16 protein-coding genes are annotated in these 23,322 nt (G+C 72.9%); 3 read left to right on the plus strand and 13 right to left on the minus strand.

The window, feature by feature from the left end:
- Window positions 1-21 precede the first annotated feature (21 nt).
- The 9 genes from nagB to MTO99_RS09985 form a co-directional block, all read right to left on the minus strand.
- Window positions 22-807, minus strand: a complete 786-nt coding sequence (gene nagB, locus MTO99_RS09945) for a glucosamine-6-phosphate deaminase (protein ID WP_243553466.1) — start codon at window positions 805-807, stop codon at window positions 22-24.
- The gene (locus MTO99_RS09950; protein ID WP_243553467.1) at window positions 800-1,729 is read right to left on the minus strand and encodes an ROK family protein; all 930 of its coding nucleotides are present in this window, start codon (window positions 1,727-1,729) and stop codon (window positions 800-802) included. Before MTO99_RS09950 ends, nagB begins: the two co-directional genes overlap by 8 nt.
- Complete coding sequence (locus MTO99_RS09955) at window positions 1,726-3,285, minus strand: glycoside hydrolase family 3 protein (protein WP_243553468.1); 1,560 nt, start codon at window positions 3,283-3,285, stop codon at window positions 1,726-1,728. The genes MTO99_RS09950 and MTO99_RS09955 overlap by 4 nt, the downstream gene beginning before the upstream one ends.
- Window positions 3,282-4,196 (minus strand): carbohydrate ABC transporter permease, encoded by a 915-nt coding sequence (locus MTO99_RS09960; protein ID WP_243553469.1) that lies wholly within the window; start codon window positions 4,194-4,196, stop codon window positions 3,282-3,284. Before MTO99_RS09960 ends, MTO99_RS09955 begins: the two co-directional genes overlap by 4 nt.
- On the minus strand, window positions 4,193-5,185 hold the full coding sequence (locus tag MTO99_RS09965) for a carbohydrate ABC transporter permease (RefSeq protein WP_243553470.1): 993 nt from the start codon (window positions 5,183-5,185) through the stop codon (window positions 4,193-4,195). Before MTO99_RS09965 ends, MTO99_RS09960 begins: the two co-directional genes overlap by 4 nt.
- Before the next feature lie 152 nt (window positions 5,186-5,337).
- The gene (locus MTO99_RS09970) at window positions 5,338-6,606 is read right to left on the minus strand and encodes an extracellular solute-binding protein (RefSeq protein WP_243553471.1); all 1,269 of its coding nucleotides are present in this window, start codon (window positions 6,604-6,606) and stop codon (window positions 5,338-5,340) included.
- A gap of 69 nt (window positions 6,607-6,675) precedes the next feature.
- A complete protein-coding gene (locus MTO99_RS09975; RefSeq protein WP_243553472.1) occupies window positions 6,676-7,941 on the minus strand; it encodes an ROK family transcriptional regulator in 1,266 nt (421 codons plus the stop codon).
- 76 nt (window positions 7,942-8,017) lie between these two features.
- Window positions 8,018-9,949, minus strand: a complete 1,932-nt coding sequence (locus MTO99_RS09980) for a heavy metal translocating P-type ATPase (protein ID WP_243553473.1) — start codon at window positions 9,947-9,949, stop codon at window positions 8,018-8,020.
- Between the two features lie 172 nt (window positions 9,950-10,121).
- Window positions 10,122-11,339 carry an NADP-dependent isocitrate dehydrogenase gene (locus MTO99_RS09985; RefSeq protein WP_243553474.1) on the minus strand — a complete coding sequence of 406 codons (1,218 nt, stop codon included), beginning with the start codon at window positions 11,337-11,339 and terminating at the stop codon, window positions 10,122-10,124.
- A gap of 188 nt (window positions 11,340-11,527) precedes the next feature.
- On the opposite strand from MTO99_RS09985, the gene MTO99_RS09990 reads away from it, so the two are divergent.
- The gene (locus MTO99_RS09990; protein ID WP_243553475.1) at window positions 11,528-11,986 is read left to right on the plus strand and encodes a GNAT family N-acetyltransferase; all 459 of its coding nucleotides are present in this window, start codon (window positions 11,528-11,530) and stop codon (window positions 11,984-11,986) included.
- 8 nt (window positions 11,987-11,994) lie between these two features.
- Entirely contained in the window at window positions 11,995-12,306 is a 312-nt protein-coding gene (locus tag MTO99_RS09995; protein WP_243553476.1) for an MGMT family protein, read from the plus strand.
- An 81-nt stretch (window positions 12,307-12,387) separates the two neighbouring features.
- Here MTO99_RS09995 and MTO99_RS10000 read toward each other — a convergent pair whose 3' ends face one another.
- A complete protein-coding gene (locus MTO99_RS10000; protein ID WP_243553477.1) occupies window positions 12,388-14,163 on the minus strand; it encodes a sensor histidine kinase in 1,776 nt (591 codons plus the stop codon).
- Window positions 14,163-14,831, minus strand: coding sequence for a response regulator transcription factor (locus tag MTO99_RS10005; RefSeq protein ID WP_243553478.1), 669 nt, complete (start codon window positions 14,829-14,831; stop codon window positions 14,163-14,165). Before MTO99_RS10005 ends, MTO99_RS10000 begins: the two co-directional genes overlap by 1 nt.
- A gap of 280 nt (window positions 14,832-15,111) precedes the next feature.
- Here MTO99_RS10005 and MTO99_RS10010 point away from each other — a divergent pair, with 280 nt between their 5' ends.
- Window positions 15,112-18,888 (plus strand): DUF3376 domain-containing protein, encoded by a 3,777-nt coding sequence (locus tag MTO99_RS10010; RefSeq protein WP_243553479.1) that lies wholly within the window; start codon window positions 15,112-15,114, stop codon window positions 18,886-18,888.
- Between the two features lie 298 nt (window positions 18,889-19,186).
- Here the strand turns inward: MTO99_RS10010 and MTO99_RS10015 are convergent, their stop codons facing one another.
- Together MTO99_RS10015 and MTO99_RS10020 are read right to left on the minus strand one after the other, a co-directional pair.
- The gene (locus tag MTO99_RS10015) at window positions 19,187-20,995 is read right to left on the minus strand and encodes an ABC transporter ATP-binding protein (RefSeq protein WP_243553480.1); all 1,809 of its coding nucleotides are present in this window, start codon (window positions 20,993-20,995) and stop codon (window positions 19,187-19,189) included.
- On the minus strand, window positions 20,992-22,788 hold the full coding sequence (locus MTO99_RS10020; RefSeq protein ID WP_243559050.1) for an ABC transporter ATP-binding protein: 1,797 nt from the start codon (window positions 22,786-22,788) through the stop codon (window positions 20,992-20,994). The genes MTO99_RS10015 and MTO99_RS10020 overlap by 4 nt, the downstream gene beginning before the upstream one ends.
- Between the last annotated feature and the right edge of the window lie 534 nt (window positions 22,789-23,322).

Below are 23,322 nucleotides of genomic sequence, written 5' to 3' on the forward strand. Positions count from 1 at the left end.
CGGCGGCGGCCGGATGACTCGCTAGATGCCCTGCCAGGCCGGCTTGTTCGCCCACGCGTGCCGGTAGTAGCCCAGGTTCTCGAGCTTCGACGCGGCCGCCTCGTCGACCAGCACCGTGACATGCGGGTGCAGCTGGATCGCCGACCCGGGCTGCGCCGCCGACACGGCGCCCTCGACGGCCGCGGCGATCGCGCCGGCCTTCGCCTCGCCGAAGGCGAGCAGCACGAGGTGCCGGGCGCGCAGGATGGTGCCGATGCCCTGCGTGATGCAGTGCATGGGCACCTCGTCGGGCGAGTCGAAGAACCGGGCGTTGTCGAGCCGAGTCTCTTCGGTCAGGGTCTTCACCCGGGTGAGCGACGCCAGCGAGGACCCGGGCTCGTTGAACCCGATGTGCCCCGTGCGCCCGATGCCGAGGATCTGCAGGTCGACGCCGCCGGCCGCGGTGATCGCGGCCTCGTAGTCGGCGCCGGCGTGCTCGATGCCGGCCGGGTCGCCGTTCGGCACGCGCACCAGCTCGGGCGTGAGGCCGAGCGGGTCGACGACCTCGCGGCGGATGACGGCGCGGTAGCTCTCGGGATGCCCCGCGGGCAGCCCCACGTACTCGTCGAGCGCGAACCCGCGCACGCCGCGCACGTCGACCGACTCGTCGCGGATGCGCTGCGCGAGCGCCCGGTAGATCGGCAGCGGAGTCGACCCGGTCGCGAGACCGAGCACGGCGTCGGGCTTGCGGTGGATGAGGTCGACGATCGCGCCGGCGACCAGGTCGCCGGCCTCGGCCTCGCCCGGAACGATGACGATCTCAGCCAACGGCGTACTCCTTCGGTTCGCCGACGAGCGCGGCGCCGACGGCGGCGGCCGGGAAGCCCGTCGGAATGACATGGATCCGGCGCTCGAGTGCGAGCGAGGCGAGGAACGGCGAGCGCTCCGACCACCTGACGAGGATACTCCGCACCCCGTCGAGCAGGTCGGAGCCGAGGGCCGACAGGCCGCCGCCGATGACGATGTCGTCGACGTCGGCGGTGAGGGCGAGCAGGCGCACCGCGGCAGCGGCTCCGGTGAGGAACCGCTCGCGCACGGCGATGGCGCGGGCGTCTCCGGCAGCGGCGCGGTCGAACAGGTCGCGGGCGGGCAGCGGATGCTCGGTGGGCCACATCCGCGCGATCGCCGACCCCGAGGCGGTCATCTCGAGGCAGCCGCGCTGCCCGCACCCGCAGACCTCGCCGGCGGGATCGACGGGGATGTGCCCGATCTCGCCGGCCACCCCCCGACTGCCGCGCAGCAGTTCGCCGTCGAGCACGATGCCCGCGGCCAGGCCGGTGCCGAGGTTCAGGTAGGCCATCGAGCGCGTGACGAGTCCGTCGGCGACGCCGAGCAGGTGGTGGGCGCCGAGGGCGGCGGCCTTCACGTCGTTCTCGATGCGGACCTCGACGCCGAGCCGGTCGCTCAGGCGCGGCCCCAGGTCGAGCCCCTCGAGCCCGAGGTTCACCGCGTGCGCGACGCGGCCGGTGACGCTGTCGACCGCGCCGGGGATCCCGATGCCGATCGACGCGAACGCCGACGGTGCCACGCCCGCGAGCTCGCTCATCCGGTCGACGGTGCGCAGCGCCGTGGCCACGACCTCGTCGGCGCCGAAGCCGGTCGGCATGCGCACCAGGTCGGTGAGCTCACCGTCAGCGCCGATCGCGACGGCAGCGGTCTTCGTGCCGCCGATGTCGATGCCGAGTCTCACTCCGCCACCGCCTCGGCGACCCCTGGGGCGTCGAGCGCGTCGGCGACGAGCGCGATGAGCGCCTCGCCGACGAGCCGGGAACCGCCGAAGGTCGCGATGTCGGCCTGGCTGCGGTCGCCGTCGGGCCAGCCCGCGTCGACCGTCACGACGTCGTCGCGCACCGCGCGCAGCGCGGCGATCGCCGCGACCGCGAACGCGTGGCGGTGCAGGTCCTTGCCGATCACCACGACGGGGCCGGGCAGGGCGGCGGGGTCGCCGAGCGGGTGCTCGGCATCGAGCGCGACGACGGATGCCCCGCCGAGCCACGACCCGGGCGCCGCCGCCTCGGCGGCGAACGGACCCCACGGCACGACGCCGACCGCGATGTTCGCGACGGTGTCGACCCGCACGACGGTGCCGACCCGGCCCGCGCCGGCGAGCCGATCGAGCGCGCCGGGCGCGACGTCGAACGCCTCGATCACCCGAGCGGGCGTCACCGCGACGGCCGACGGCGAGGCCGCGGCATCCGCGGCAGCCGTGGCATCCGTGGCATCCGTGGCATCCGAAGTGTTCGCGGCATCCGAGCCGTCCCGGTCGCGCGAGGCGTCCGCGAGCGCGCGCACCCGCGCGGCCGCCTCCGCGACCCGCTCGGCCGGAAGCCGACCGGCCGCGACGGCGCGCTCGACCGCGTCGACGATCTCGTCGACGGTGCGCTCGGCGACCGCCGAGCCGATGCAGAGCAGGTCGCAGCCCGCGGCGAGGGCGAGCACGGCCGCCTCGGGGATGCCGTGCACGCCGCTCGCCCCGTGCATGTCGAGGGCATCGCTGACGATGACCCCCTGGTACCCGAGCTCCCCGCGGAGCAGGCGATGCAACACATGCGGGGAGAGGGTGGCCGGATGCTCCGCATCGAGCTGCGGCAGCAGGATGTGACTCGTCATGATCGAGCGGACCCCCGCGTCGACCGCCGCACGGAACGGCACGAGCTCGCGGTCGCGCAGCGTCTCGACCGGCACGTCGACGACCGGCAGCGCGAGGTGCGAGTCGGTCGCCGTGTCGCCGTGCCCCGGGAAGTGCTTCGCGCACGCGTCGACGCCCGTCGACTGCGCACCGCGCACCCACGCGGCGGTGTGCCGCGCGGCCAGCTCGGGGTCGGCGCCGAAGCTGCGCACGCCGATGACGGGGTTCTCGGGATTCGAGTTCACGTCGGCGTCGGGGGCGAAGGTCATCGTGACGCCGACGGCGCGCAGCGCCTCGCCGACCTCGCGACCGACCGCCTCGGTGAGCTCGACGTCGTCGAGCCGGCCGAGCACCGCGTTGCCCGGCCACGGGGCGCCGCGGTCGAAGAAGAGCCTCGTGACGTCGCCGCCCTCCTCGTCGATCGCGACCACCGCGGCGGGGTTCGCCGCGCGCAGGGCTTCGGTCAGTGCGCGCACCTGCGCCGGATCCACCACGTTCGAGCCGAACAGGCAGACCCCGCCCAGGCCCTCGCGCAGGCGATCGAGCACCCACGCGGGCGCGTCGGGGCCGTCGAATCCGGGCAGCAGGGTCGCAAGCACATCGCGACGGACACTCATCCCTTGACCGCTCCGCTCACCAGGCCGCTCGTCATGCGACCCTGCACGATCAAGAAGAACACGATGACGGGAATGGCCATGAGCACCGAGCCGGCCATGATGCCCGCCCAGTTGGTGGTGCCGTTCGCGACCAGGAAGGTGCGCTGCCAGACCGGCAGCGTCATCATCTCGGGCCGCGCGTTCAGCACCAGCGCCATGATGAACTCGTTCCACGCCTGGATGAACCCGAACACACCGGTGGCCACCAGGCCCGGGGCGAGCAACGGGAACGTGACCCGCCAGAACGCACCCGCACGCGAGCAGCCGTCGATCATCGCGGCCTCCTCGAGGTCGGCGGGCACGCCGTTCACGAAGCCGCGCAGCGTCCAGATCGTGAACGGCAGCACCGTGGCGATGTACACGATCGTGAGGCCGATGATGGTGTTCAGCAGGTGCCAGCCGTCGATGACGCGGAACACCGAGACGATCATCGCCTCGCCCGGGATCATCTGGATCACGAGGATCGTGAGGATGAACACCCGACGGCTCTTGAACCGGAACCGGGTGACCGCCACCGCCGCGAGGAACGCGAACACGAGCGCGATGACGACGGTGAGCACGGTCACCATGAGCGAGTTCGCCGCCGCCGGCAGGAACGGCGTGCGGCCCGGATCGAACAGCACCGTCGCGTAGTTGCGCAGCGTGAAGTTGTCGGGGAAGAAGTGCAGGTCGGAGCTGCGGATCGCGTTGTTCGGCTGGAACGACGTGTTGATCATCCAGTACACCGGGAACACGAACAGCACGAACAGCACGACCGAGATGATGCTGTAGATCACGGTGCCGAGACGGCGGCGTCCGCCGCCGCTGCGCTTGGCGGTGCGATCGGCGTGGGGTGCGGTGACCGCACGGGTGGTCGTCGCGGTGGCGCTCACAGCTCCTCCTCCTTCAGCACCTGGCGGATGTAGTAGATCGAGATGGACATCAGCAGGATCGCCGTGATGACCGCGATCGCACCGCCGTGCCCGAAGTCGCCGCCGGCGATCGACTTCTGGTAGATGTACACGCCGAGCGTGTTGGTCTGCGAGCTGATGCCGCCGATGTCCTGCAGCACGAAGATCTGCGTGAACACGCGCAGGTCCCAGATCACCTGCAGGATCGTCACGATCAGGAAGATCGGCTTCAAGTACGGGAAGATGATCAGCCGGAAGCGCGAGAAGCCGCCGGCGCCGTCGAGCTGGGCGGCCTCGAGCACCTCGTCGGGCACCTGGGTGAGTCCGGCGTACAGCGTGAACGCTGCGAACGGGATCGCACCCCAGACGACGATGATGCCGGCGACCATGAAGAAGCTGAGCGGGTTGATGAGCCACTGGTGCTGGTTGAACTCGGCGAGGCCGAACCAGTTGACGAGCACGTAGTTGATGACGCCGTACGCGGTGTCGAACATCCAGCCCCACACGACGGTCGCCGTGAGCGCGGGCATGGCCCACGCCAGCAGCATGCCGACGGTCAGCAGCAGCCGGAAGCCCTTCGGCAGCCGGGTCAGCATGAGGGCGATCAGGGTGCTGGCCACCATGGTCACCACGACGCAGCCTGCGGCGAACAGCACCGATCGCGCGAGCACGCCGTAGAACACCGGGTCGGTGAACACGTCGAGGTAGTTGTCGAACCAGACCCATGCGGGCGGGGCGCCGAACACCTGGGCGCGGCCGAACTCCTGGAAGGAGGTGATGATGAGCTGGATGAGCGGCCAGCCCACGATCGCGGCGAGCACCACGATGGCGGGGCCGAGCATCGCGTAGGGCGTGAGGCCGCCGCGGACGCGGCGGGGCCGCCGCTTGGGGCGCGGGGCGGGCGCCGTGAGTCGTTCGCCCCCGACGGCGCTCGGGGCGGCGGCGTCGAGGCCGGGATCGACCGTCGTCATGGTGGTACTCCTGGGTATCGAGGGGATCCGGGGGCGGGGCCGGGCCCCGCCCCCGGTCCGGACGCTCGTCGTGTGTGGTCGACGTGCGCCCGGGTTGGGGGTGCGGCGACGCGGATCGGGGGCGCCGCGTCGCCGCGCAGTCGGCGGACCGACTAGCTGTTGAGGATGTCCTCGATCTGCGCGTCGGCTTCCTCAGCGAGCGCCTTCACGTCGCCGCCCTGGGCGATGTTCACGAAGAGGTCCTCGAGGATGCGGGCAGCCTCGACGTCGGCCCACCGCGGCGAGGCCGGGGTCAGCTTCGCGTTGCCGGCGGCCGCCGCGATCGCCTGGGCGACCTCGTCGGTGCCGAGCTTGTCGGCGAGCGAGAGCTTGGCCGGAACCAGGCCGTTCTCGGCGTAGATCGTCTGGAACTCGTCCGAGAGGATGATCTTCAGCGCCTCGAGCGCGAGCTCGGGGTGCGCCGACTTCGCCGAGATGCCGATGTTCGAGCCGCCGGCGAAGACCTGCGCCGCGCCGCCGTCCTTGCCCGGGAGGGCGTAGACGCCGAGGTTGGCCTCCTGGTCGGGGCAGCCGGGGGCTTCGGCGTCGACCGGGGCGAGGATCGACCACTTGACCCAGCTCGGAGCCGACAGCTGCAGCGTGGTGCCGTCGCAGAAGCCGACCTCGGGGCTGGTCTCGTTCGCGTCCTTCGGCGCGGCCGAGGCGGTGCTCATGGCCTGCTGCACCTGCTCGAGACCCTTGATGGACTCGGGCGAGCTGAGCTGCGCGTCCCACTGGTCGCCGTCCGGAACCGCGACCTCGCCGCCGTTCTCCCAGATGAAGGGCAGGGCGTTGCGCCAGTCCTGGCCGGGCCACCAGATGCCCGACTTGCCGGGGTTGGCGGTCGCGAGGGCCGCACCGGTGGCGACGTACTCGTCGAGCGTGGTCGGCACGGTCGCGCCGATCGCGTCGAACGCGTCCTTCTTGTAGAAGACGAGGCGCGAGCCCGAGTACAGCGGCGCCGCGTAGAACTTGCCGTCGTAGGTGCCGGCCTCGACGAAGCCGGGCAGCAGGTCGTCGCCGCCGAGCTCCTCGAAGTGGTCGGTCAGGTCGAGGAACGCGCCGGCCGACGTGAACGCCGACGCCTGCGTGTTGCCGACCTCGACCACGTCGGGGCTGTCGGAGCCGGAGAGGCTGGTGGTGAGGCGGTCGACCAGACCGTCCCACGACTGCTCCTCGATCACCAGGGTCGAACCGGGGTTCTGCTCCTCGAAGGTGTCGACCAGGTACTCGCGCGCCGCGTCGGGCGTGTCGATGCCGACGAGCCAGACGCGGATCTCGGCGCCCTCCTCGCTCGAGGCGTCGGTGCCTCCGTTGGCGGCACAACCGGCGAGGGTGAGCGCAGCGGCGGCGCCGAGCGCCACGATGCCGAGTTTCCTCATTGCGTTGCTTCCTTTCATGGATGGAGTGACAGCAGGGGGGCTGTCGCCCTTGGTGCCTCGGGGTCCCTGCTACGAGACGCCGAGTTGTCCGGACAGGACCATGACGGCCGCGCCGCGCAGGACGATGTCCTGCCCATGCGTGGTCATCCGGATCCGGAGGTCGCGGTGCTGTTCCGCCATCGTCCGGTTCCGGATCGCGTCGACGGTCGACTCCAGGAGCGGACCGTCGAGCAGTTCGACCGGGCCGCTGAGCACGACCTCGGACAGGTTGAGCGCGCCCACGACGGGCGCGAGGATGATGCCGAGCCGGCGCCCCGCTTCGCGGAGCACCTCTTCGTGGGCGGCCTGTGCGGCCGCGTCGGCCTGCGCGTCGTCGCCGGCGGGTGCGCCGGCCTCGTCGAGCTGGGCGGCGAGGCGGGGCACGGCGAGCCAGGCTTCGAGGCATCCGTGCTTGCCGCACGCGCAGCGCGGGCCGCCGTCGGTGCCGATCACGACGTGGCCGATCTCGCCCGCGGCGAAGCCGGGACCGATCACCGGCCGGCCGCCGATGATGAGGCCGGCGCCGACACCGTGGCCCACCTTCACGAGCAGCAGATCACCGGCACCGGATGCCCCGTGCTCGGCGAGCACCGCGACGTTCGCGTCGTTCGCGACGTGCACCGGCACGCCGAGTTCGCCGGCGAGCCGGGCCTGCAGGGGCAGGTCGGTCCAGCCGAGGTTCGGCGCCGATCGCACCACGCCGGCCGGGTCGACCACACCGGGGCTGCCGATGCCGACGCCGAGCAGCGGCGCGGTGGCGAGCGCGGCCAGTCGGGCGGCCAGCTCGCTGACGAGGTCGGCGGCGTCTTCGCCGGATGCCCCGTCGAGGGCGACGTCGGCGCGGGCGAGGACGCGACCGTCCAGGTCGACGACGGCGCCGTGCAGCAGGTCGTGGTCGGAGAGGTCGATGCCGACGATCTGGAATCCGGCGCGGTCGACGTCGAGCAGGGTGGCCGGTTTGCCGGGCCGGGCGTCTTCGCGGGTGCCGAGCTCGACGACGAGGCCCTCGCCGATGAGCTCGGCGACCAGGTCGGAGACGGTGACGCGGGTGAGGCCGGTCTCCCGTGCGACGTCGGCACGGCTGAGCGGACCCGACGTGTAGAGGGTCTGCAGCACGAGCGACCGGTTGTGGCTGCGCGCGTGCTCGGGGAGGACCTTGGCGGTGGGGCGCAGGGCCCGGCCGACGGCGCCCGAGGGGGTGGTGCGCAGCTCGGGAGCATACCCGACGGCCGGGGGAACCGTCATCACGGCGGGCTCGGCCGGGGCCGTTCCGCGGGGTGCATCCGTTGCAGTCACGTTTGTTAGTAAACCTTACGAACAAAACAGGCGCAACCCTCTTCCGGAGAATTCCGGCGCCGTTACCGACTCGTGATCAGGGGGCGTCCGCACGCGGCGTCGGCCCGGGCGCGGACGCTGCGCGGCCCGCCGCCGGCGCCTCGCCCACCGCCGCACCACGAGCCTGCCGTGCCGCCCGGGCATCCAGCCGGCCCCCGATCGCGCGCAGCGCCGCGAGGATCGTGATGAGGTCGACGACCTCCTGCAGCACCGCGCCCGCGGTCGCCGGGATGACCCCGAACGCGGCCACGACCATCAGCCCCACGCTCACCGCGATGCCGACCCAGATGCTCTGCAGCGCGATCCGCACCGTGTCCCGCCCGACCTCCACCGCCTTCGCGACCCGCGACAGGTCGTCCACGAGGATCACGACGTCGGCCGACTCGCTCGCGGCCGTCGCCCCCTTCGCCCCCATCGCGACGCCGACGTCGGCCGCCGCGAGCACCGGGGCGTCGTTCACGCCGTCGCCCACCATGATCACCGGACGCTCGTCGATCGCCTCGACCTCGTGCACCTTGTCGACCGGCAGGCAGTCGGCGCGCACCCGAGAGAGGCCGAGCTCCGCCGCGATGTGATCGGCCGTGGCCTGCGCGTCGCCGGTCAGCATCATGGTGCGGCGCACGCCGAGCGCGGCGAGCCGCTCCAGCGTCGGACGCGCCTCCGCACGGATCCGGTCGGCGGCCAGCAGCGTACCGGCGTACCGGCCGCCGACCGCCGCGTACACGGCCAGCTCCCCCGGCGCGATCTCGGTGCGCTCGGCGTCGGCGGCGTGCGCCGCGACGAACGCGAACTTGCCCACGACGACCTCGCGGCCGTCGATCCGGGCGACGACGCCGTTGGTCGCCTGCTCGGTCGCGTGCGTCGCCTCGGCCAACCGGATGCCCCGCTCCCGCGCCGCGGCGATCATCGACGCCGCGAGCACGTGCGACGAGTACTGCTCGGCGCTCGCGACGAACCCGAGCAGTTCGTCGGCGCCGAACCCCGGCTGCGGGCGCACCTCGGTGAGCGCGGGCGCGCCGCGGGTGAGCGTGCCGGTCTTGTCGAACACCGCCGTGCGCGCCGAGGCGAGCTGTTCGAGCACCCCGCCCGACTTGACCACGAACCCGTTGCGCGCCGCGCGGCTCATGCCGCCGATGAACGCAACCGGCGCCGCGATGAGCAGGGGGCAGGGGGTGGCGAGCACGAGCACCTCGGCGAAGCGCACCGGGTCGCCCGACGCCCACCAGGCGACCGCGCCGAGCGCGAGCGAGAACACGGTGAACGGCACCGCGAAGCGGTCGGCGAGGCGCACGACCGGCGCCCTCGACTCCGACGCCTGCGCCACGAGCGCCACGATCTGCTGGTACTGCGAGTCCGCCGCGGTCGCCTCGGCGCGCACCTCGACGGCGGTCTGCCCGTTCACCGACCCGCTCAGCACCCGGTCGCCCTGGCGTTTGTCGACCGGCACGCTCTCGCCGGTGAGCTGCGACTCGTCGACCGCGGTCGCTCCTGAGACGAGCACCGCGTCGACCGGCACGATCTCGCTCGGCCGGACGAGCAGCACGTCGCCCGGTCGCACGTCGTCGACGTGGACGTCGACGATGCCGTCGGCCTCGATGCGGTGCGCCCGCTGCGGGCTGCGCTGCAGCAGCGCGTCGAGTTCGCGCTTCGCCCGCCGGTTGGCGGAGTCCTCGAGCGCCTCGCCGCCCGTGAGCATGAGCACCACGACCAGCGCGGCCACGTACTCGCCGACGAGCACCGTGGACACGATCGCGACGATCGCCAGCACGTCCAGGCCCCAGTTGCCGTGCGCCAGCCGGCGGAGCATCCCGACCGCCTGCCACGCGGCGATCGCGAGCGCGTAGCCGCTGAAGAGCCACTGCACCGCCGCGCCCGCGCCGAACAGGGCGAGCACGATGCCGGCGAGCCCGACCGCGAGGGTGAGGGTCACCGCCCAGGAGCGCCGGGCCATCCGCACGAGGCGTGCCATGCTCCCATCCTGCCCGCCCCTCCCCCGCACCCCTGTACGCAATTCAGGAGCGCACTCGGCGTGTCGCGCGTGGGCCCGGCGTGTCGGCGCGACACGCCGGGCGCCGTCCTGAATTGCGCACCTGCGGATGGGGGCGCGGGGGGGCGGGGTGGGGTGGGGGCGGGGGTGGGGGTTAGGCGGCCAGGCGCGCCTGCAGGTTGGCGGCGATCGAGTTCAGGAACTCCTCGGTCGTCTGGTAGCCCTGCTCGGGGCCGACCAGCAGCGCGAGGTCCTTCGTCATCGCGCCGCCTTCGACGGTCTCGATGACGACCTGCTCGAGCGTCGACGCGAAGTCGATGAGCTCCTGGTTGCCGTCGAGCTTGCCGCGGTGCGCGAGGCCGCGCGTCCAGGCGTAGATCGAGGCGATCGGGTTCGTCGAGGTGGGCTTGCCCTGCTGGTGCTGACGGTAGTGGCGCGTGACGGTGCCGTGCGCCGCCTCGGCCTCGACGACCTTGCCGTCGGGCGTGGCCAGGACCGAGGTCATGAGGCCGAGCGAGCCGAAGCCCTGCGCGACCGTGTCGGACTGCACGTCGCCGTCGTAGTTCTTGCAGGCCCAGACGTAGCCGCCCTCCCACTTCAGCGAGGCGGCGACCATGTCGTCGATGAGGCGGTGCTCGTAGGTGAGGCCGGCCTCGTCGAACTTCGCCTTGAACTCGGTGTCGAACACCTCCTGGAACAGGTCCTTGAAGCGACCGTCGTAGGCCTTCAGGATCGTGTTCTTCGTCGACAGGTACACCGGGTAGTTGCGGGCCAGGCCGTAGTTCAGCGAGGCGCGCGCGAAGTCCTTGATCGACTCGTCGAGGTTGTACATGCCCATCGCGACGCCCGAGCCGGGCGACTGGAACACCTCGAACGACTGCGGCTCCGAGCCGTCCTTCGGGGTGAACGTCATGGTGAGGGTGCCCTCGCCCTCGAAGCGGAAGTCGGTGGCCCGGTACTGGTCGCCGAACGCGTGGCGGCCGACGATGATCGGCTTGTTCCAGCCGGGGACGAGCCGCGGGATGTTCGAGATGATGATCGGCTCGCGGAAGATCACGCCGCCGAGGATGTTGCGGATCGTGCCGTTCGGCGAACGCCACATCTTCTTCAGGCCGAACTCCTCGACGCGCGCCTCGTCGGGCGTGATCGTCGCGCACTTGACGCCGACGCCGTGCTTCTTGATCGCGTTGGCCGCGTCGACCGTGATCTGGTCGTCGGTCTCGTCGCGCTTCTGGATCGAGAGGTCGTAGTACTCGAGGTTCACGTCGAGGTACGGGTGGATGAGCTGGTCTTTGATGGCCTGCCAGATGATGCGGGTCATCTCGTCGCCGTCGAGCTCGACGACGGTGCCTTCAACCTTGATCTTGGACAAAGGGATGTCTCCTTGAGTGCGGGCGGGAAGTGAGCCCGTTCGTTGCGGGGCGCGGGAACCGGCGGTGGGCGTGAGCACGCCGCGGGCCAGTTTACCGCGTCGCGTGGATATCTCGACATCGAGACATCCGCGCGGGTCCTGCGACATCCGCTTGACCACCCGGGGCGGCCCTCGGTTAGGCTCGCTGCATGGCTGAGCTGCGACTCGAGGAACTGAACGCGTCGAACATCGTCGCGGCGAACACACTGTCGCTGAAGCCCGGCCAGGAGCAGTTCATCGCCCCGGTCACCTACTCGGCCGAAGCGTCGGTCGTGAATCCCGCGACCGCGTGGCAGCGCGTCGCGCTCTCGGGCGACCGGGTGGTCGGGTTCATCCACGGCAACTTCGACCCCGAGAACGCGCACGATTTCTTCCGGGCCTGCATCTGGCGCATCAACGTCGACGCCGACGTGCAGGGCAAGGGCGTGGGGCGGTTCCTCGCCGAGGCGCTCGCGAACGAGGCGGTGCGCCGCGGGTTCGACCGCATCACCGTGCTGTGGGAGCCGGGCGAGCTCGGCCCCGAGAAGTTCTTCCACAAGATCGGCTTCGTCGACGTGGGCGAGACCGCGTACGGCGACGTCATCGGCGCGCTGCAGCTGCAGGCCTAGCGGGCCGGATGCCTCACCCCGTCGGCTTCGTCGAGGCGGTGCTCGCGGTCGTCGCCGACATCCCGGCGGGGCGGGTCGCGACCTACGGCGACATCGCGGCGCTGCTCGGTTCGCGCGGTGCGCGCGCGGTCGGGCAGGTGATGGCCCGGTACGGCTCGGATGTCCCGTGGTGGCGCGTCGTCCGCGCCGGAGGCCGCCCGCCGGCGGGTCATGCCGAGCGGGCACGCGAGCACTATGCGGCCGAGGGCACCCCGCTGCATCCGACCGACGACGTCGACGGCTACCGCATCGACCTCGCGTCCGCACGCTGGCGGCCGTAGCCTCCCGAGCCAGCGGCCGGGCACCGCCCGGCACCGCCCGGCACCGCATCGCGCCCGGCCCGCAGCGGCCGGCGCCGCGGATCAGGGCAACGGGATGCGCACGGTGATGGTGGTGCCGGCCCCGGCCGGGCTGACCAGGTCGATGCGCCCCCCGACGGCGTCCACCCGGTCGCCGATGCCGAGCATGCCGGTGCCGGCCTCGAGCGACGCGCCGCCGCGCCCGTTGTCGCGCACGCTGAGCACGAGTTCGCCGTCGACCACGTGCGCCCGGATCCAGGCGCGGGTCGCCTCGGAGTGCTTGGCGACGTTGGCGAGCGCCTCGGCGATCGCGAAGTACGCGGTGGTCTCGATGATCTCGGGCAGCCGGCCCTCGGCCTGCACGTCGACCTCGACGGGGATCGGGCAGCGGCCGGCGAGCTCGGGCACGGCGAGTGCGAGCCCGCCCGACGAGAGCAGGCTCGGGTGGATGCCGTGCGCGAGTTCGCGCAGCTCCCGCAACCCCTGGTTCAGGATCTCGATCGCCCGGTCCAGTTCGTGGGCGAGGTCGGCGTCACCGAGCTCGGTCGCCCGGTTCGCCGCGATGCGCAACCGCATGCCGAGCAGCACGAGCTGCTGCTGGGCTCCGTCGTGCAGGTCGCGCTCGATGCGCCGCCGCGCCTCGATGCCGGCCTCGACGATGCGCTGGCGCGACTGACGCACCTGGTCGAGGGTGCGCTCGACCTCGGATCGCAGCCGCCCGTTGTCGACCGAGAGCCGGAGAGCGCTCGACACGCCCTCGAGCAGGCGCATGTTCTCGGTGAGCACGCGGTCGTGACGGATGAGCGCGATCGGCACGCCCTGCGGCGACGCGACCGGCAGCATGCTGTGCGTGCCGCGCGGGTCGGAGTCCGCCGGGCTGATCGGCACGCCCTGCGCGTCCTCGTAGCGCCCGCGCTCCTCGTCCCACCAGAAGACGCGGACCGAGTCGTCGCGCAGGGTTCGTGCGAGCGATTCCGCCCAGAGGCCGCGGTCGGCGCCCTCGCGGGTGATGCGCATGAGGTCGGCGACCCGCGAGCGCATGTTGCCGGCGTGCGCGACGCCGGCGACGTAGCTCACGGGCACCGACGCGATCGCCAGCAGCGACACGGTCTGCAGCACCGTCTCGCTGGTGGTGGACATCGCGTACACGATCGCCTGCGCGGCGAGCGTGGTCACCCAGGCCAGCAGCGCCACCGGCATCAGGAACGCGACCGCGCGGGCGGGCACGCTCCCCCGCATCCAGCGCACGAGCAGCCGCACCGCGATCGCGAACGCGAGCGCGACGCCGATGAACCGGTACGTGTAGTCGCCGATCGTGAACAGCAGCGGCGCGTCGGCGACCTGGTACGGGTTGGGCGCGCACTCGCACGGCACGTCGCCCGGGCCGGCGAGCAGCAGCACGCCGAGGAGGTTCACCACCGAGGCCGACAACGCGATGCCCGCGACCCACCGCCCGAACCGGTCGTCGAGCCAGCCGCGCGGGTAGACGAGCACGAGGATGCCGGCCACCACGGCCCAGCCGAGGTCGATGCCGCGCACGATCGGCCACAGCCAGCCGACGTCCTCGATCACCCGGTAGAAGGACTGCGGGATCCACAGCACCACGAACAGGATCATCAGCCGCGACGGCAGCCGGGTGGGGCCGATCCGCCAGGCGACGCCGGCGCAGACGGCGAACACGATCGGCACCGCGGCGTGCATCGTGGCGTACGACACCTCGCCGCGTTCGGCGGCCGGGGTGGCGAGGAATCCCGACACCTCCATCGCGAGGCTGAGCGCGATCGCCCCCGCGATGACCGCGCTGCGGCGCACGATCCGGCCGTTCCGGCCGGGGGCCATCAGCGTTCGCCGAGGAGCGTGAGCACGGCGAGCACGCGACGGTGGTGCTCGGGAGACTCCTCGAGATCGAGTTTCTGCAGGATGCTGCGCACGTGCGTCTCGACCGTCTTCAGGCCGAGGAAGAGGGTCTGCGCGATGCCGCCGTTGGAGTAGCCCTGCGCCATGAGCTCGAGCACCGAGCGCTCGCGTTCGGTGAGGCGCGCGAGCGGGTCGTCCGCGCGGGTGCGCTGCACGAGCTGTTCGACGACCTCGGGGTCGACGACCGAGCCGCCCGAGACGACGGTCTCGATGGCGCGCACGAGGGTCTGCGGCTCCGAGACGCGCTCCTTCAGCAGGTAGCCGGTGCCGCTGCCGGCGCCCATGACGCGCACCGCGTACTCGGGGGTCGCGTACATCGACAGCAGCAGCACGCCGACCTGCGACTGCTCGGCGCGCAGCGTCTCGAGCGCGATGATGCCCTCGTCGCGGTACGACGGCGGCATCCGGATGTCGAGCACCGCGGCATCCACCCCGCCGGCGTGCACCGCGTCGACCAGTTCGTCGCCGGTGCCGACCGAGGCGACGACCTGGATGCCGCCCGACTCGAGCACCTTCTGGATGCCCTCGCGCAGCAGCAGCGCGTCGTCGGCGATCGCGACTCGGAGCGGTGCTGTGTCGGTCTCCGGCATCTGATCTCACTCCGATCGCTGCGCGCACGCGCCACCCCGGGATCATCCCCGTTGCAACGTGAGGATACCGGCCTTCGGCGCGGCCGGACAGTGCAGGGCCCGACCCGCGTTCAGGGGACACCCGGTCGGCCACCGCTCGGGGGCGCGGCGGCCGCTCGCCCGCCCGCGCCCCTGCTCAGGGCGCGCACCGGTGCGCCCGCCGCCCCGGCGTGCCACACTCGGAGCCATCGGGCCGCGCGGATCGGCGGCCATCGCATGCGCCACCTGCCGAGAGGACCCCATGGCCGCAGCCGCTTCCCCGCGCCGCGAACGACGCCGCGTCCGGGTCGTGTTCCTGCCGCCCGGCCGCTCGATCGCGCAGGAGTGCGCCGCGATCCGCGCGCGCACCGGTCACGAGCCGCTGCCGTCGGCGACGCGGACGCTGCGGATCGCGCTCGCGATGCGCGGCGGGGTGAGCCTCGCGGTCTGGATCGGCGGAGTCGCCGCCGAGGTCGACCTGCTGCGTCGCATCCGTCTCGTGGACGTCGGCGACGAGACGTGGGCGATCGTGCCGTGCTCGCGGGGCGCCGAGCCGTCGCCCGCGATCGAGCGGCGCGTCGCCGAGTACGCCGCCCTGCTCGATCTCGCCGGCTACGACCGCGTCGAGGTCGACCTGCTCGCGGGCGCCAGCGCGGGCGGGCTCAACGCCGTCGTGTACGCGGTCGCCCAGCGGGCCGGCATGTCGCTCGACGGGCTGCTGCGCACGTGGAGCACGGTCGGCGGGTTCTGGGGCCTGCTGAACGAGCCCGGCGAGCGCGGCATCCTCGCCATCATGCGCGGCGAGGGGTACTTCCGGCGGCGGGTGCGCACCGCGCTCGGCGACCTGTACCTGGCACGCGGCGGGCACGACGACCTGGTGGCCGAGCACGTCAGCGTCGAACTCTCGACGACCGTCATCGACGCGCAGGACGAATACGAAGAGGATGCCTCGGACGGCCGCGGGCACTTCCACTTCGTCGGCAGCGACCGGCACCACCTCGACAACCTCATCCCCCGGCGCGGCGCGCCCGACTATCCGGGCAAGCTCGCCGACGACCTCGAACAGCTCTGGCAGCTCGCGCTCGCGGCCCGTTCGACGTCGTCGCTCGCGGGCGGCTTCGAGCCTGCCCGCATCCCGTCGACCGAGTGGCCGGGGCCGGGCGACGCCGATCTGCCGGGCGACCCGGCCGCAGCCGATCCGCCGCCGCCCGAGCCCGGCACCGTCGCCGAGCGCGGCGACCTGCGGTTCGCGTTCGCGGTGCACCGGGCCCGCCGCGGCGAGCCGTACCGGGTGATCGACGGTGCGGTGTTCGACAACGTGCCCATCGACCGCGCCCTGCGGGCGGCGAAGCTGCTGCCGTCGGGGCGGCTCGCCGATCGCACGCTGCTGTTCCTCGACCCCGAGCCCGACCCGCCGCTCGGCGGCCCGGCGCCGTGGGATCCGGGTGCGTCGCGGTACTTCCGCGCGATCGGGGCGATGCTCTCGCGCAGCTTCCGGCGCGAGTCGGTCGCGCACGAGGCCGCCGAGCTCGGCCGGTTCAACGGGCAGCGGCTCGTGGAGGACGGCCGCCGGCTGAGCGGGGCGGCGCTCGCGGCGGGCGCGGCCACGACCCTCGAGGCGGTGCGCGAGCGCCGGCGCGCCTACGTGCGATCGCTCGGCGCGCAGGTCGCCGAACAGCTCGGCGACGCGCTCGCCCAGCCCTCGCTCTGGCAGTTGCACAGTCCGGGCCGCCGACGGCGGGCGTATCCCCCGATCGACCGGCAGTCGCTCGGCGTGCTCCAACGTCGGGCGGAAGCCCACTGGGTCGACCTCGCCGACGACGCCGCCCGGTGCGACGCGACCCTCGCCGGACCCGTCGCCCTCACCGATGCCGCGAACTGCGTGCTCGCGTGGGCGCGCGCGCTCGAAACGGTTCCGGATGCCCCGGGCTCCCGCCGCGGGCTGGTGCTCGCCTCGGTGCGACGCGCGGGGTACGCGGCACTCGTCGACGCCACCGGCAGCCGCGACGCACTCGTCGAGCAGGTGCTGCTCGATCGCCTGCGCCGGCTCGGCCCGCGGGACGCGCCGACCGTGGCCGACGCCGACCGTTGGCTCTCGGGCTGGACGGCGACCGAGCACGAGATCCGCACCGCCCCGCACTGGCGTGCGCTGGATTCCGCCCTGACGGACCTCGTGCACCGCAGCGCCGAGGTCGAGCGCGAGGCATCCGACCGCGGCGAAGCCCCGCCCGAGCCGTGGGCATCGTCGCCGTGGCGCGCGGTGCACCGGGTCGCCGGCTCGCTCTCCGCCGTCGATCTCGCGCCGCTCATGAACGCCGGCGGCGTGCCGCCCTCGCTCTCGCAGGTGACGTACTGGGCGATCGGCGTCGACGAGGAGCCGGCGAACCCGCGCGCGTACACCGCACTGCTCGACGACAAGTTCCATACCCGGCTGCAGACGCTGCTGCGCACGCCGCGGCTGTCGGCGACGCGCATCGCCGACGACCTGCGGACGCCCGAGGCGGTGCCGCTCGACCGGCAGACCAAGCTCGCGGGGTACGGCGTCGGCAACTTCCTCGGGTTCCTCGCCGCCGAGTGGCGGGTGAACGACTGGTGGTGGGGCCGGCTCGACGGGTCGGCCGGGCTGGTCAGGTACCTGGGCCGCGAGCTGCCGGCCGACGAGGTCGCCGATCGCGTGCGGCGGGTGCAGGGCACGGTGCTGGAGCAGGCCGACGAGCCGCGCTACCGAGAGCAGTCGCCGTTCGACGGCGCGGTCGGCGGGGATGCGGAGCGGCAGGCGACGACCTCGAGCGCGGATGCCTCGCCGGCGCGATCTGCGCGTGCCGATGCGGCGGCGGCTCGTGAGGGACGGCGCGCCCGGGGGGCATCCGGAGCCGCGGAGCCGGACGGAGCGGCACCCGACCCCGTGGCTGCGCCGCTCTCCCGGACGGTCGCGCCCGACGCGCCCGACGACGCCGACCGGCTGCGGGCGCGCATGCGCGCCGGAACCGACACGCTCTGGAACCTCGCCCCGTCGTACCGGTTCGCGCTCGCCTCGCGCGCGCTGCGCCAGCTCGACCGCGCCGCCCGACCGGCGAACCGCGTGGTGCTCGTGGTGATGCAGCTCGTGCTCGCCGTACTGCGGCCCGTCTTCGTGGTGCTGCCGACCGCGGCCGATCCGGCGCGGCTCGCCGCCGTGGCCGGCATCGTCGCCGCGGCGGCCTGGCTGCTCACCTGGACGACCTTCGCACCCTCTGCGCTCGCGGTCGGCGTGGCCTGGTCGGTGCTCGGCGTGGTGGTCGTCTCGCTCGGCATCGGCGTCGCCCGCGGATTCGCGCGGTGGGCGGCGGTGGCGCGGGCGCTGCCCGACGGCGACCTGCGGCGCCAGGTCTCCGACGCCCGCCGGCACGCGATCGGCCCGACCCTGCGCTACGGCCTCGTCGCCCTCGCGAGCCTCGCGCCGCTGTGGATCGCACTCGCCCGCGTGAACCTCGTGATGATCGTGCTGTGCGCCGGCGTGACCGTTGTGCTCGTCGCCCTCTCGGTGCGATCGACGAGCGCGGCCCGACGCACGACCGTGCGCGGCCGGCGCATCCGCAGCGCGGGCCTGCTCGCCGTCTTCGCGCTGCTCGGCGGCGTGCTGCCCGCGCTGCAGCTCGCCGCCGCGCAGTGGCCGGCCGGCGTGCCCGACTGGGTCGAACGGGTGCTGCAGCCGCCGCTCGCCTCGGATCTGCCGATCCTCACGGTCTGCGCGATCCTCGCCGCGTTCACCCTCACGGTGGGCTGGCTGCCCGTGCGGTTCGGACGTGCCGCGCGCACCCGCTCGAACGGCATCGACTGGATGTCGCTCCCCCTGATCGCGAGCGCGTACTCGCTGGCGGCGGGCCTCGTCGTCGACCTCGCGCTGTCTGGGCTCGACCCGCTGCCGCGCACGTCGGTCGCCGTCGTCGTCTTCATCCTCGTCTGGGGCAACCTCGTGTGGTGGCTGCCCGAGGCGCGCCGCCGCGAGCTGCCCCGCGGCGACGGCCTGGTGCGGACGCCGCTGCGCTCGCGCCGCTGACCGCCCGCAGTTGTCCGGTGCCCCCGGCCCCGGCCCCAGGCCCCGGCCCGGCCCCGGCCCCGGCGCCCGGCCCCGGCCCCGGCTCGTGCCGCTGCGCCACTTCGGCGGCCTCTGCGCCAGCCGATGTGGCGCGGAGGTTGCCGACGTGGCGCGCGCGAGGAGCGGCGCGGGCGCGCGCCGGGCACGGCGCCGGCGGGGGCGGGCGCGCGCCGGCGCGCGCGGGCGGGCGCCGGCGGGGGCGGGCGGGGGGCGGGCGGGCGGGCGGGCGGTCGCGACCCGGGCGCGGGGGCGCGCGGCACTACACGAGCGAGTCCTTCCAGGCCGAGTGCAGGGCCGCGAACCGGCCGCCGCCGCCGATGAGCTCGTCGGGCGAGCCGTCCTCGACGATGCGGCCGTGCTCCATCACGAGCACCCGGTCGGCGATCGCGACCGTCGAGAGCCGGTGCGCAATGATGACCGCGGTGCGCCCTGCGAGCAGGGTCTGCAGCCCGTCCTGCACGGCGCGCTCGCTCGGGATGTCGAGCGAGCTCGTCGCCTCGTCGAGGATGAGCACGGCCGGGTTCGCGAGGAACGCCCGCGCGAACGAGATGAGCTGGCGCTGCCCGGCGCTCACCCGGCCTCCGCGTTTGTTCACGTCGGTGTCGTAGCCGTTCGGCAGCGACTCGATGAACTCGTGCGCACCGACGGCCTTCGCCGCCCGCACGATCTCGGAGAGCGGGGCATCCGGCCGGCCCAGGCCGATGTTGTCGGCCACCGACCCGCTGAACAGGTACGCCTCCTGGGTGACCATGACGATCGCGCGCCGCAAGTCCTTCGGGTGCAGCCGCGCGAGGTCCACGCCGTCGAGGCTCACCGTTCCGGTCGACGGGTCGTAGAAGCGAGCGATGAGCTTCGCGAGCGTCGACTTGCCGGCACCGGTCGACCCGACGAGCGCGACGGTCTGGCCCGCCGGGATCTCGAGGTCGAAGCGCGGCAGGATGACCCGGTCGGGCGTGTACGCGAACTCGACGCCGTCGAAGCGCACGTCGCCCGATGCCGTCCAGAGGTCGACCGGCTCGGACGGGTCGGGCACGCTCGGCTCCTCCTCGAGCACGCCCGAGATCTTCTCGAGCGCGCTCGCCGCCGACTGGTACGAGTTGTAGAACATCGCGAGCTCTTCCATGGGGTCGAAGAACCGCTTGGTGTACAGCACCGCGGCCAGCAGCACGCCGACCTCGATGCCGCCGTCGACGACGCGGAACCCGCCGATGAGCAGTACCGCCGCGACCGCTGCGTACCCCATGAGGTTGAGCAGCGGGTTGTAGATCGCGAACAGCCCGAGCACGCGCGCGTTCACGTCGCGGTAGTCCTCGACGAGTTCGCCGAACTCGCGCTCGTTGCGCGACTCCTTGCGGAACGCCTGCACCGCCCGGATGCCGGTCATGGTCTCGACGAACTGCACGATGAGCTTCGCGCTCGCCACCCGCGAGCGGCGGAAGTACGCCTGCGAGCGCAACTGGAACCAGCGGGTGAGGAACGCCAGCGGCACGAGCGCCGCGAGCAGCACCAGCCCGCTCAGCCAGTCGAGCCAGACCAGCGCGATCGCGGTGAACACCATGTAGAGCACGCCGCGGATGAGCTGGTTGATGCCCTCGTCGAGAAGCTCGCGGATCGCGTCGAGGTCGCTCGTCTGGCGCGAGATGATGCGGCCCGACGTGTACGACTCGTGGAACTCGAGCGAGAGCTTCTGCGTGTGCAGGAACACCCGCGTCCGCAGGTCGATGAGCACGGCCTGGCTGATCCGCGCCGCGAGCCGGATGTACGCCGCGATGAGGAACGCGCCCACGGCACCGGTGAGCAGGTAGGCGAGGCCGGCGAGGCCCACCGGCATCCAGTCCTGCGCGAGCAGCGCCGGAAGCCCCTGGTCGATGCCGAATGCGATGATCGCGGGCCCCGCGACCTGCGCGGCCGTGGAAACGACGACGATCGCGAGCGTCGCCCACAGCAGCCGCCGCACGGGGTGCAGCAGCGAGCCGAGCAGCCGCAGGCTGCGGATGCGCAGCGCCTTCGACTCGGCCTTCGTGTACTCGTGGCGTTCTTCGCCCTGCACGCCGATCACCGTGCTCATCGGATCGCCTCCTTCCGGTCGTCGTCGAGCAATCGGTCGGATGCCTCGGCCTCCGCGCGCCGCTCGTCCTCTTCGAGGCTGGAGATGACGTACCGGTAGTGCTCGGACTCGCGCAGCAGCTCGGAATGGGTGCCGACCGCCGTGATGCGCCCCTCCTCGAGCAGCGCGACCCGGTCGGCGAGCATCACGGTCGACGGGCGGTGCGCCACGATCAGCGCCGTGGTCTCGGCGAGCACCGTGCGCAGCTCTGCCTCGACCCGCGCCTCGGTGGCGACGTCGAGCGCCGACAGGGGGTCGTCGAGCACCAGCACCGACGGCTTCGCCGCGACGGCGCGCGCGAGCGCGAGCCGCTGCCGCTGCCCGCCCGAGAGGCTCATGCCCTCTTCGCCGACCTTCGTGTCGACGCCGTCGGGCAGGTCGTACGCGAAGCCGGCCTGCGCGATGCGCAGGGCCTCGTCGAGCACCCGCTCGGCCTCGGCGGCGACCGCGGGGTCGGCGTCGGCTGCCTCGCGGCCGAGTTCGGGGCGGCCGAGCAGCACGTTGTCCCGCACCGACGCCGAGAACAGCGTCGCGTCCTCGAAGGCCATCGCGATGTGACGCCGCAGTTCGTCGCGCGTGAGCGCGCGGACATCCACGCCGTCGATCGTGACCGAACCGTCGGTGACGTCGTAGAGCCGCGTCGTGAGCGCGGTCATGGTCGTCTTGCCCGAACCGGTGAGTCCGACGAGCGCCATCGTCTCCCCCGGCTGCAGGACGAGGTCGACGCCGTCGAGCAGGTCGCCGAACCGGTCGGGCGAGTCCTGGTACCGGAAGTGGACGTCGTTGAACGCGAGCTCGCCGCGCGGGCGCTCGACCGCGGCGGCGCGCTCGGGGTCGGTGATCTCGTTCTCGGTGTCCATGATGTCGAAGAACCGGTCGGTCGCGGTGCGCGCGTCGAGCGAGAACGCGAGCAGGAACCCGATCGACTCGATCGGCCAGGCGAGCACCGCCGCGGTCGCGAAGAACGCGACGAGCTGGCCCACCGAGAGCTGCCCCTGCGAGGCCATCCAGACGCCGAGTGCGAGGCAGATCGACAGCGCGACGGCGGGCACGATGAGGATCCACACCCAGATGTTCGCGTCGAGCCTGGCCTTCTCGATCTCGGTCGAGCGCAGCGACTCGGCCTGCTCGCGGAACGAGCGCAGCGCGTGCTTGCCGCGGCCGAAGGCCTTCAGCACGCGGATGCCGTGCACCGACTCCTCGACCATCGTCGCGAGGTCGCCCGACTGATCCTGGCTGCGGCGGGCCACCTCGGAGTAGCGCCCTTCGAAGCGGTAGCCGACGATCCAGAGCGGCACGGCGCAGGCGAGGAACACGATGCCGAGCACCCAGCTCATCGAGATGAGGATCACGGCACCGGCGACGAGCACCAGCAGGTTGCCGACGAGCAGGATGAGCCCGAACGCGAGCCAGCGCCGGATGAGCCCGAGGTCGCTGACCGCGCGGGAGAGGAGCTGGCCGCTCGGCCAGCGGTCGTGGAAGCTGACCGGCAGGTCCTGGAGGCGCGCGTAGAGCGCGTTGCGCATCCGCGCCTCGATCTTGGTCGTCGGCCCGATCACGAGCCAGCGCCGCAGCGCGAACATGGCGGCCTCGGCGGCGCCGAGCCCGAACACGAGCAGCGCGAGCGGCACCACCTGGTCGCGCTCGCCGTGCGCGAGCGGGCCGTCGACGATCTGCTCGAGCACCTGCGGCACGGCGAGCGCGATGAGCTGCGCGGCGAGATAGGCGAACATGCTGCCGACGATGGCGGGCATCGCCGGGCCGACGAAGGTGTGCAGGCGCCAGAGCGTGCGAACGGCGCCGAGGCGCGGCGCGGCCTGCTGGTCGGAGGGCGGGTGCTGGTGGTCGTGCGCGGTGGTCACGCGGAATCCTTCCGGAATGGCGGTCCGGTCGTGCGCGGCAGCGCGCAGCGGTCGGACGAAGAGCGGGATCGAGTATCGCGAACGGTCGCGAGGGCGGTCGACGGATGCGTCGCACCGATGGAGTTCGGGGCCGGAGCCGGTCCGGCGAGACGGTGGGCGGCGGCTACCCGGCGTATTCGACGTGCGCGAGGCGACGGCGCGCAGAGCCGAAAACCGCCGTGGTAGGGGCGTCGGTGTCGGCAATCTGCATGGTGTCCTCCAGCGTCTTCATCGATCGGCTTCGCGGATCGCGCGCAGCCAGCCCTTCAGACTATGGGTGTCGGGCGATTGCACGCAACATCCCCTCCGGGCATAGGCTGGCCCGCATCGTCTCCGCCCGACCCTCGTTCCTTCCCGGGCGGTCACCCCGACGACGAGGAGACCCGG

This window comes from Agromyces larvae, assembly GCF_022811705.1.
Lineage (GTDB): Bacteria > Actinomycetota > Actinomycetes > Actinomycetales > Microbacteriaceae > Agromyces > Agromyces larvae.